Origin of the sequence: Turicibacter sp. GALT-G1, from assembly GCF_025594995.1 — a bacterium.
GTDB lineage: Bacteria > Bacillota_I > Bacilli_A > MOL361 > Turicibacteraceae > Turicibacter > Turicibacter bilis.
Genome location: NZ_JAMQUS010000033.1, coordinates 1 through 11364, shown reverse-complemented (window position 1 = coordinate 11364; position 11364 = coordinate 1). Strand labels below are relative to the sequence as shown.

The 11364-nt window shown below is 33.7% G+C and carries 9 protein-coding genes; 7 read left to right on the top strand and 2 right to left on the bottom strand.

Features of this window, described 5'->3' with window-relative positions:
* Window positions 1–34: 34 nt before the first annotated feature.
* The 3 genes from NEH74_RS06520 (at window position 35) to NEH74_RS06510 (ending at window position 4066) form a co-directional block, all read left to right on the top strand.
* Window positions 35–601 (top strand): PRD domain-containing protein, encoded by a 567-nt coding sequence (locus NEH74_RS06520; RefSeq protein ID WP_262941211.1) that lies wholly within the window; start codon window positions 35–37, stop codon window positions 599–601.
* Between the two features lie 128 nt (window positions 602–729).
* Window positions 730–2607, top strand: coding sequence for a beta-glucoside-specific PTS transporter subunit IIABC (locus NEH74_RS06515; RefSeq protein WP_055305790.1), 1878 nt, complete (start codon window positions 730–732; stop codon window positions 2605–2607).
* A 16-nt stretch (window positions 2608–2623) separates the two neighbouring features.
* Window positions 2624–4066: a glycoside hydrolase family 1 protein gene (locus NEH74_RS06510; RefSeq protein ID WP_055244876.1), complete on the top strand. Its 1443-nt coding sequence runs from the start codon at window positions 2624–2626 to the stop codon at window positions 4064–4066.
* Between the two features lie 853 nt (window positions 4067–4919).
* Here the strand turns inward: NEH74_RS06510 and NEH74_RS06505 are convergent.
* On the bottom strand, window positions 4920–6005 hold the full coding sequence (locus NEH74_RS06505) for an LCP family protein (protein WP_055244874.1): 1086 nt from the start codon (window positions 6003–6005) through the stop codon (window positions 4920–4922).
* A gap of 220 nt (window positions 6006–6225) precedes the next feature.
* Between NEH74_RS06505 and NEH74_RS06500 the strand changes: the two genes are divergently transcribed.
* Both NEH74_RS06500 and NEH74_RS06495 read left to right on the top strand, forming a co-directional pair.
* Window positions 6226–8631 carry a DUF3656 domain-containing U32 family peptidase gene (locus NEH74_RS06500; protein WP_055244872.1) on the top strand — a complete coding sequence of 802 codons (2406 nt, stop codon included), beginning with the start codon at window positions 6226–6228 and terminating at the stop codon, window positions 8629–8631.
* A gap of 55 nt (window positions 8632–8686) precedes the next feature.
* On the top strand, window positions 8687–9346 hold the full coding sequence (locus NEH74_RS06495) for a DUF421 domain-containing protein (RefSeq protein WP_055244870.1): 660 nt from the start codon (window positions 8687–8689) through the stop codon (window positions 9344–9346).
* A gap of 20 nt (window positions 9347–9366) precedes the next feature.
* Here NEH74_RS06495 and NEH74_RS06490 read toward each other — a convergent pair whose 3' ends face one another.
* Window positions 9367–10098, bottom strand: coding sequence for an ATP-binding protein (locus NEH74_RS06490; protein ID WP_055244868.1), 732 nt, complete (start codon window positions 10096–10098; stop codon window positions 9367–9369).
* Between the two features lie 112 nt (window positions 10099–10210).
* Here NEH74_RS06490 and NEH74_RS06485 point away from each other — a divergent pair, with 112 nt between their 5' ends.
* Window positions 10211–11074, top strand: coding sequence for a hypothetical protein (locus tag NEH74_RS06485; RefSeq protein WP_055305789.1), 864 nt, complete (start codon window positions 10211–10213; stop codon window positions 11072–11074).
* Between the two features lie 90 nt (window positions 11075–11164).
* On the top strand, window positions 11165–11364 hold a 200-nt coding region (locus tag NEH74_RS06480; protein ID WP_055244865.1), incomplete at its 3' end, for an alpha/beta-type small acid-soluble spore protein.

Here is an 11364-nt window from a genome sequence, read left to right as displayed (position 1 = left end):
CCAATTTTGGTGTTGAGCCAAAAAGTTAAATGAAATTATTTACGTAAGTTTAACGGAACATATTCATGGTGCGATTGAACGTTATCACCAAGGAATTCAAGTTAAAAATCCATTATTAATGGAAATTAAACGATTATTTGCTGATGAATACGAAATTGGTCGAAGAGCATTAGAAATGATTCATCAGGATTTCGGAGTTTTATTTGAAGAAGATGAAGCAGGGTATATTGCTTATCATATTGTGAATGCTGAACTTAATAATGATATGATAAATATTGCAAATATTACTAAAGTAATGCAGCAAGTTTTAAGTGTTATTAAATATCACTTTAAAGTAGAGTTTAATGAAGAGTCTAGTACGTATTATCGTTTCATTACACATTTAAAATTTTTTGCACAACGTGTTTTTAGTAATGCTGTTTATGAAGAAGAAGATACGGAATTATTCTTCATTTTAAAAGAAAAGTATCATGAGAGTTATGAATGCGTTTTAAAAATAAAAGAATTAATCGAGCATGAATATAATTATGATTTATCATTAGAGGAGCAATTATATTTAATGATTCATATTGAACGAATTAGAACAAAAGCAACAATTTAAGATAGTTAATAATGCTGGATAATCCATCAGCTTATTATATATAGTAAGATTGTAACTACGCTATAGATGAAAATCTATATATGTAGGCAAAACTTCATTTGATTTTTAAATGAATGGAGGAAGAAAAAATGGATTATAAGAAATTAGCTGAAAGAATTCTTGAAAAACTTGGAGGAAAGGAGAATGTAGAATCTGTTGTTCACTGTATGACAAGACTTCGCTTTGTATTAAAAGATGAAAGTCAAGTGGATGATGAGCAGGTGAAAAAGATTAAAGGTGTGATTGGGGTCATGAAAAAAAGTGGCCAATATCAAATTATTATTGGTAATGAAGTGGCGTCAGTTTATAAAGAAATTTGTGCGCTTGGTAATTTCAAAGAAAAAACATCGGTAAAAAAAATAGAGAAAAAAAATCAAAATATCATTTCTGAAATGTTAGATATCATTTCAAGTGTTATGTCGCCCGTTATCCCAGCCATTATTGGAGCGGCGATGATCAAAGTTTTATTAACTGTTTTACCGATGATAGGGATATTAAGTAACACAAGTCAAACTTATGAACTGTTATCAGTTATTGGAGATGGAGCTTTCTTCTTCATGCCAGTATTAATTGGAATGTCAGCTGCAAAACGATTTAATGCTAATCCATATTATGCCGTGAGTATTGCACTGATTATTTTACATCCAAACTTTATCTCTCTTTTAAAGGGAGCAAATGAAGCAGGACAAACAGTCAAGTTCTTTAACTTAATCCCAGTTACTTATGCTAATTATTCTTATTCAGTTATTCCGATTATTTTATCAGTAGCAGTCTTACCTTATATTGAACAATTTGTTGATAAAATTACGCCAAAAATTACAAAAAACTTCTTAAAACCAATGTTAGTGATGTTATTTATTGCACCAATCGTTATGGTTGTCATTGGTCCACTAGGAGCTATCTTTGGTGATATGTTATCAACTGCTGTTTATTTTATTCAAGATAAGTTAGGTTTTATTGCAGTTGGATTAGTAGCGGCTGTCTTCCCGTTTGTGGTTATGACAGGAATGCATCATGCCTTTACACCAATTAAATTAGGAGTTTTAGCCACAACAGGATTTGAAGGATTTATTTGTATTGCAGAATTCTGTGCAAATATGGCCCAAGGAGCGGCAGCATTAGCGGTATCAATCAAATCAAAAAATTCTGATATTAAACAGAGCGCAGGGTCATCAGCATTTTCGGCTTTAGTTGCAGGAATTACAGAACCTGCTTTATACGGAACGAACTTACGATTTAAAAAACCAATGATCGGAGCTTGTTTAGGAGGATTAATGGGGGGATTAGTCGGTGGTTTCTTCCAAATGAAATGTTATGGAGTAGCAACACCAGCAATTGTAACCATTCCACAATATCTTGAAGAAGGAAATCCGCAAAGCTTTTTATATATTTTCATCACGTTAGGGGTAACAGTTGTTTCAACCTTTATTATTACTTATGTGATTGGATTTGAAGATCCGGTTGAAGAAGATGATGAAGAAATGTTAGAAGAGAAAGTTACGATTCCTTTAAATACAGGATTAAATATTGTGAGCCCTTTAGAAGGACATATGATTGAGTTATCACAAGTAAATGATGTCACTTTCTCTAGTGGAGTAATGGGAAATGGTGTTGCCATTATCCCGACAAAAGGTCAAGTTGTTGCTCCATTTGATGGAACAATAGATGTCTTTTTCAAGACACACCATGCCATTGGATTAAGAAGTGAGACAGGGGTTGAGTTATTAATCCATGTTGGATTAGATACTGTTAACTTAGAAGGAAAATACTTCACACCTCATAGAAAGCAAGGAGATACTATTAAGACAGGTGATGTGATTTTAGAGTTTGATATTGAAAAAATTAAAAAAGCAGGATATGAATTAGTAACGCCAATTATCATCACAAATAGTCAACAGTTTATGGATATAATTGTTAAGAAAAAAGATGTTGTAACAGCCAATGATCAAGTATTAGCTATTATTTAATGAGGAGGATATAGTAATGACAAGCTTTAAAATGCCGAAAGATTTTTTATGGGGGAGTGCTTCTGCTGCTTATCAAGTGGAAGGTGCTTACTTAGAAGATGGAAAGGGTCTTTCTAACTGGGATCAATTTGTTAGAATTGAAGGAAAAACATATAAAGGAACAACAGGTGATGTGGCAGTTGATCACTATCACCGTTTCAAAGAAGATGTGAAGCTCATGGCAGAAATGGGACTTAAAACGTATCGTTTTTCAATTTCATGGCCACGTGTTATTCCGACTGGAAATGGCGAAGTTAATGAAGCAGGATTAAAGTTTTATGAAGACTTAATTGATGAATGTCTAAAATATAACATTGAGCCAATGGTAACGATTTTTCATTGGGATCTTCCACAAGCTTTAGTGGATCAATATAATGGATTTGAAGATCGACGTATTATTGATGACTTTGTCAATTATTCAAAAGTTTTATTTGAGCGATTTGGAAGTAAAGTTAAGTACTGGATTACATTAAATGAACAAAATGTATTTACATCATTAGGGTGGTTAACGGCGATGCATCCACCAGGAAAATTCAATGATGAAAAAACTTTCTACCAAGCAAATCATCATGCTTTTATGGCGCATGCAAAAACAGTCTTATTATTTAAACAAATGATTCCAAGTGGAAAAATTGGAGCAAGTTTTTCTTATAGTCCGAGTTATTCAATCGATTGTAATCCAATCAATGCAATGTCTAAAATGGACTTTGATGATATGAAAAACTTCTGGTGGATGGATATGTATGCTTATGGACGTTATCCAAAATCAACGTTTGTTTATTTACAAAAGAAAGGAATTGCTCCACAGTTTGAAAATGAAGATGAGCAAATTTTAAAAGAAGCCGCTTCAAAAATTGACTTTATGGGAGTCAATTATTATCAAACAAGTGTATGTGAATATAATCCAATCAATGGAGTTACACCTTATGGAACATTTAATACCACAGGTGTGAAAGGTTCAGGTCAAGTTACAGGGCAACCAGGACTATTTAAAAATCCATCTAACCCTTACTTAAAAACAACAGACTGGGACTGGACCATCGATCCAATGGGATTACGTTATGGATTACGAGAAATTACAAGCCGTTACAACTTGCCAATTATTATTTCTGAAAATGGATTAGGTGCTTTCGATAAAAAAGAAGAGGATGGTTCAATTCATGATCCATATCGAATTGCCTTCTTAAAAGAACACATTGAAGAATTGAAAATTGCTATGGCAGAAGGATGTGAAGTCATCGCTTATTGTACATGGTCCTTTACTGACTTATTAAGTTGGTTAAATGGCTACCAAAAACGTTATGGTTTTGTCTATGTTGACCGAGAAGAAGAGGAAGAAGGAGCAACATTAAACCGCTACAAAAAGGATAGTTACTATTGGTATAAAGAAGTCATTGCTTCAAATGGAGAAAATTTATAATTAAGATCGACAGTTTCAAAAGAGTTATCCAATCATCACTTGAAATTAAAAAGAAAAGCTGTGTTAGACATCCTTGTTGGTAGTCAATCACTTCATACCAATAGTTATGAGTTCTTATTTTTGAAAATTTTGCTCCCTCCAAGTAGGAAAAGAGTAAATAATAATATTTTCGTCTAACAGAGCCAAAGGAAAAAGACGCCGTTTTTTAAAACGGCGTCTTTTCATGCTAAGTCATCCTTATAAAAGATAGAACTAAGAAGAGCACTACAATGACAATGAGAAATCTAACTATTTTTTGATTAACGGTTTTAGATTTTCAACCAATAAGTGTTCCTAAGAAAGCTAAAATAGTATAAACAAATACCGAGATTAAAAAGCTATTATTAAATACGATAAAGGTTAGAATTACCCAAAGTAAAAAAATAAAACTAACCACTAAGCCAATGTAACTTAACGACATAACATTGGGCCAAAACCTCTCGTTTTTTCTCTTACCTGTTTGGGTTCTGGTTGCCTGTTTATAGTTTTAGTCAAATATAAAGTGGGGATTATCTTAATCTTGAAATTTCATTGTGTCTTCTACTTTTTTCTTAATCAAGTTCAGTTTCAAATCTTTATTGATATAATAGGTTTTTTTATGGTGATGGAGTTCTTGATCAAGTCCAGTCAACTTGATAGAAAAATATTTCGCCTAGCTCAACGTAAGATTAATTAATAACAAGGCAATCAGAATTTGTACACCTCTTCCCCTTCTTTAATTGAAACCTGACTTTATTATACTAGATAAGTGCGGTTAAAATATGTAATAAATAAAAAGCTCATAAGAATACATTGATCCTTATGAGCTTTCGAATTAATACAATCCAGTATAATTAATAATTTTTTGATTAATATTCATCACACCACTGGTTGGGGTATAGCGATCAGTTCCATAAACTTTATCGTGCCACTCAATTACATTTTCCTCTAATGTCGTTGGTACTAAGTAGTATAGTCCATCACTTAACTTTTCTCCATAACTTAATTCTGTTTGTGGTAACTGAACTTGTTCGATTTCACGCTCACCACTTAATAATAATTGAGTTCCCAGTGCAATAATTTCATTTGTTGTTAAATTAGTTTGAATATACGGTAAGAAATCATTCATTAATCCAAGTAATTTGACCTTATTATACGAGAAGGCTTTTTGTGCGACTAATGTAATCACTCGACGTTGACGTTCCATACGTTCATAGTCCCCGTTTCCTACTTTACGAATACGCATATAAGCGACTGCTTGACGACCATTTAACGTTTGTAACCCTGTACCTTCAAGTAAGTTTGCTTCTTCACCACTAACTTCGACATTCATCTCAGCAATGACACGATTTAACTCTTGAAGTTCATAATCTTGTACATCGACTTCGACCCCACCAAGTTTATTAATAATATATTCAACTGCGTTAAAATTTACAGTAACATATTTTTGAATGTCTAAATCAAAGTTTTGGTTAATAGCTTGAACAGCGAGTGTTGGTCCACCATAAGCATAAGCATGATTAATTTTCTCAAACCCATGATCTTCATTAATATAAGCAAATGTATCACGAACAACTGATGTTAAATAAGCTTGATTTGTCTTGCTATTGAATGAGAAGACCATCATCGCATCAGAACGAGTATTTGTGTAAGCATCATCGCGTGAATCGACTCCAAATAAAGCAATATTCATGACACCCATTCCCTTTTTCAAATCTAAAACTTCTTGAGAAACATTTAAATCTTCTAATTCTTCACGATTGATTCGAGATAACATCACATGGGCAGCTCCGTAAACAGCCCCACCTAAAAGTAATAAAACTAATATAAAAATTAAAACACCTTTTAAGCACCCATACTTTTTCTTAGGTTTCTTTTGTTTAACTTTTTCTTGATTAAGATTTACAGTTTCCTTACTCATCATCTTCACCTAGTTTCTAAAATAGTGTTAGTATCTTAAACTACAACATTTTATAATATGCGACAGGTCATTACAATATTAAACTTGCCCATTAAATATTTTTTTACAAAATTTATGTAGTTATAACCATGAAATTATAAAAAATCTAAAAAATTGGTCATTGGTCGACTATCCTAAGTATGTTACAATGAAAGAAATTATGAAAAATGGAGCGGATTAAATGTCAACTATTGAATTATTAGCACCAGTTGGTCATCGTGAAGGATTATTAGCGGCCGTTACAAACGGAGCTGATGCCATCTATGTAGGTGGAGCAGCCTTTGGAGCACGAAAAGAAGCAGCATTTACAAATGAAGAACTAATCGAAGTCATTAAATTTAGCCATCTACATAACGTTAAAGTCTATGTTACTGTTAATACAACCATCTTTGATCAAGAATTAGAAGCATTAAAAGAATATATTCACTTTCTATATTTAAATGATGTCGATGCTATCATCGTTCAAGATATCGGGGTTGCTCACTTAGTCAAACAAATGTATCCAGACTTTGAACTCCACTTTAGTACCCAAATGACACTTCATAACACAAAAGGTGTCGAATTTGCTAAACAATTTGGAGCAGACCGCGTTGTTGTCGCACGTGAAAATACATTAGAAGAAATTAAAGCCATGAAACAGGCAGTGGACATTGACTTGGAAGTATTTGTTCACGGAGCTCTTTGTGTTTGTTATTCAGGACAATGTTTAATGAGTAGTATGATTGGTGCTCGAAGCGGAAACCGTGGAGCCTGTGCTCAAACATGTCGCCTTCCATACGAACTTGTCGATTTATCAAGTGGAGAAACACTTGATTCAAATGTCGGAGACTTTCTATTAAGTCCTAAAGACTTAAAAACCATTGATGAAATTGGGGAACTTATCGAAGCGGGAGTCACTTCATTTAAAATCGAAGGACGTCTAAAAAAACCAGAATATGTCGCGACAGTTGTTAAAGCTTATCGTGAAGCTATCGATCAATATGTAGAAACCCGCCGAGTTAAAATCTCAAAACAAACTCATGCAGACATGGATCAAATTTTTAGTCGTGGATTTACGAAAGGATTCTTATTTGGAGACAAAGGTCTCAATTGGATGAGCGCCGATCGTCCAAATCACAAAGGAATCTTAATCGGAGAAGTTGTTAATGTCAAAGGAAAACGAGTTACGATTAATCTTAAATCACCACTCGAAGTTGGAGACGGCTTACGCTTCGTCGGATTAAACAGCAAAGATCAAGGATTACAAGTTCAAAAAATGTTTGTTAAAGGAAATGATGTGAAACTTGCGAATCCAGGTAACGTTGATTTAGATGCACCATTCCCAGTATCAAAAGGCATGAAAGTTTATAAAACAACATCCGTTTCTTTAGCTAAACGCGTTGAAGTAACAGAAAAATCAGTTCCTAAAATTGATATCTATGGTGAAGTGAGTGCCAAACTAGGTGAACCATTAAAAATCATGGCCTGGGATAATGACTCAAACATGGTCACAGTTGAAACAGAAGAAGTGTTTGAAACAGCAACGAACACCCCATTAAGTCAAGATCGTTTAAAACAACAACTTGAAAAAACAGGAAGTACCGCATTCTCGTTTGCATACATCAATATTAATATGGATGAAGGTATTACCATGCCTATTTCAATCATTAACAAAATCCGACGTGAACTATTAGAAAAGCTTGAAAAAAATCGTACGCAACATCATGCCGGTCGCCAACGTCGAGAAATCCAACCAACCGTTTCTAACTTAGACACAACAACCATCACCCCACAACTCACAGTTAGTGTCCGAAACATCAAACAGCTACAAACTGTCCTTAACCACAACATTGAAACCATCTATTATAAGGATATCAAAACACTGAAAAAGGCAGTTGAACTAGGAGCAGCACACGGCGTAACCATCATTCCTCAACTGCCACGTATCATTGATGACTCTGAAATCGAGCAAGCAACACAAATCATCGAAAGCTTACCACTTCAAACCATCATGCTTGGTGAATACGGAATGTATCACGCCCTACAAAACAAAGGTTATACTTTCCTAACAGACTTTGCTTTTAACACAAATAACGTTCAAAGTATCCAAGCTTTAAAACAACTAGGTGTATCACAAGTCACATTATCTTATGAAATTAACCAAAAACAATTACGTGGACTCGTTAAACAATCTCCACTTCCAACAGAAATGATTGTCTACACACGTATTCCAATGATGATTACAAAGCACTGCCCAGTCAAACTTTTAAATCAACAAGAATTCTGTCGCATGTGCTTAAGCACACCATTCGGCCTACGTGACCGCAAAAATAAAATCTTACCATTACTTCGCACTGGAAACTGCATCACAGAAATCTTCAACTCACAACACCTGATTCTCATCGAATTCTTATCAGAATTACAAAAGATGGGTGTTCAAAGTTTCCGCTTAGAATTCACAAATGAAAACGAAGCAACTATGACCCAAGCAATTCATGCTTACCAAACAGCCCTTCAAACAGGTAAAGTTGATTCTGACTGGCTTGCCCAGTACAAGAACTCAGATGATTACACAAAAGGACATTACCATCGCGGAGTTTGTATATAATAAAAAAAAATCCCCATAATAGAAAAAGTTAAACTTTTCTGAAGGGGATTTTTTTATGTTGCAAGTGTTGCTATCTTTATTATTAGCCGCCTTATTTTATGTGGTCCTACTCATATGTTATAAAATCATGGGTAAACGTGAAGTTAACCAACTAAGTACGGTAGATGTTGTTATCAATATTTTAATTGCCAATGTCGCAGCAGGTGGAATTGTTGAAGAACAATACTGGTTAGATGCACTCGGTGGTGTACTAGTTATCGTTGCTCTTCAAATTATAATGGCTAAAATTCAGATTAATCATCCCAAAGCACGTGATGTTGTTGAAGGCGAACCATCGATGGTCATTAAAAATGGAAGCGTCGATTACGGTGAATTAAAAAAACTCCGTATTGATCTCGATGACTTTATGATGCTACTTCGTGGACAAAACATAGTAGCTCCGGAAGACGTTCAGTACGGAATTATTGAGAAAAATGGGAAACTCACTATCTTTGAAAAGAAATTACCAACTAAAACTTTCCCATTAGCACTCGTTATTTCAGGACAAATCAAACCTAAGGCACTTCAAAGCTTAGGGAAGAATGAAGAGTGGTTAATGACACAATTAGAAAATCATCAATTTTATAAACTAGAGCAAGTAGATTATCTTTTTTATGAAGAACATAAACTAGTTATTTATACAAAACAAGGCATTCAAAAGCTTACATTAAAATAAGTGTCGTGAAATCACGACACTTATTCTTTATCATTGAAATCATTAAATAATGAAACACGATCTCCATTAGATAATGCATTTAACATATTTTGTTTTGCCATTGGGAACTCAGCATATAATTTCTTTAATAATTGCTTCACATCTTCGCGACTTGTGTGCTTATCCATAGGGCAAGTACTTGGCACAATAGGAACATGACGATTTGCTGCCGCAATAATATCATCTTCATAGCAATAAACAAGTGGACGAATAAACGTTACGTCTGTACGATCTAAGTACATTTTTGGTTTGAATGTTGATAAGAACCCGTTGTAAATTGTATTCATGACTAACGTCTCAACTGCATCATCAGCATGATGCGCCATCGAAATCTTATTACATCCAAGCTCAGTGCCTTTCTTAATTAAGATAGCCTTCTTGAACTTAGAGCATAATGAACAAGGAATCTTTCCATCTGGAGTTCCATTTAACTTTAAGATTTCATAAACTTCAGTATCGACTAAATGATACTCAATTCCATGTTTCTCACAGAATTCCACAACAGGATTAAAATCCATCCCAGGGAAACCTAGCTTTAACGTAATCCCCACTAACTCAAACTTAACAGGAGCAAACTTTTGATATAAATGTAGAGCGTATAATAACGCCATACTATCTTTTCCACCACTTACCCCAACAGCGATTTTATCACCATCTTCGATTAAAGAAAAATCTCGATCTGCTTTTCGGATACAACCTAAGATCTTTTTCATAACACTCACCGACCTTTCGGTAGACATTATAACGAATAAACTCAAAAAAAACAATCATCTGACAAACTTATTTAATATGGTAAAATAAACAAAAAGGAGAAAATAAGAAGTCATGAAAAGAAACCATCTCATCGTATTCATCACCGTACTGATTATATCAATAGCTTGTGGATATTGGATTACAAAAACCGATCGCTACAACAACTATCGTGAACTCCAATTTCTAGAATCCGTTGTTAAAAATACACTTCATCAAAATGGATACGCTGTTGAATTAAATAGTGAATATAATATTTTAGGATATGAAATGAGTGTGGTAGGGGATGGGGGATTTTCACAGAAGTCAGATGATTCAGTTTTATATATGACTTATTTAATGAAGTTAAATGGCAAAGGTGTTTCACCGATGACAGCAGAATTAACTCAGTATATTGACCTAAATTCAAAAATAAATTATATGAATATAAATCATGGACAGTGGTTTAAAGAAATATCAAATGGCTCATTAACTATATTTCAAAAGATTCCTAAACTTTTCAAAAAGTCTAAATTTCAAAATTCAGATGATTGGATAGAAATAATAGATGATAGAGAGCAAAATCAGATAGTAGAATTGAGACTTCCACTATCTCGCGCAGACTTTTTAACAAAACAACTAATAAGTAATGTGTTAAATATCTCTAATGATATTAATCTTGATCAATTAATACAAAAAGCAAAGAGTGTAAACTATAGAATAACAATAAATAAGCAAGAACAACAGATCACACAAATGGATGTGAGCTATAGTAATGGAATTCAAGAGTTAATTAGAAACTTAGCACGTGATTATCCCAATTTATTTTTGCAACTTCCAAGTGAAGAGGTTGAAGCAATGTATTTTAATTTATCGGTTAATCTATTAAATTCAAATGAAATTATTCAAATACCGACTGAGGTAAAAAATAAAGCCATTTCTATTTCTGACTTAAAATAATAAAATATTTAAAAACTTCGAAAAAATGTCGAACGGATTGTATATGTTTGTCGAAACTACACATATTAAGATTGTCAGGAGGTGACAAACATGTCAAACCAATCAAATAGCAATAAATTAGTCGTACCAGGAGCACAAGCAGCAATCGATAACATGAAAGCAGAGATTGCTAATGAATTTGGTGTTCAATTAGGAGCAGATACAACAGCTCGTCAAAATGGTTCAGTTGGTGGAGAAATCACTAAACGATTAGTAGCGATGGCTCAACAACAATTAGGACAAACAAAATA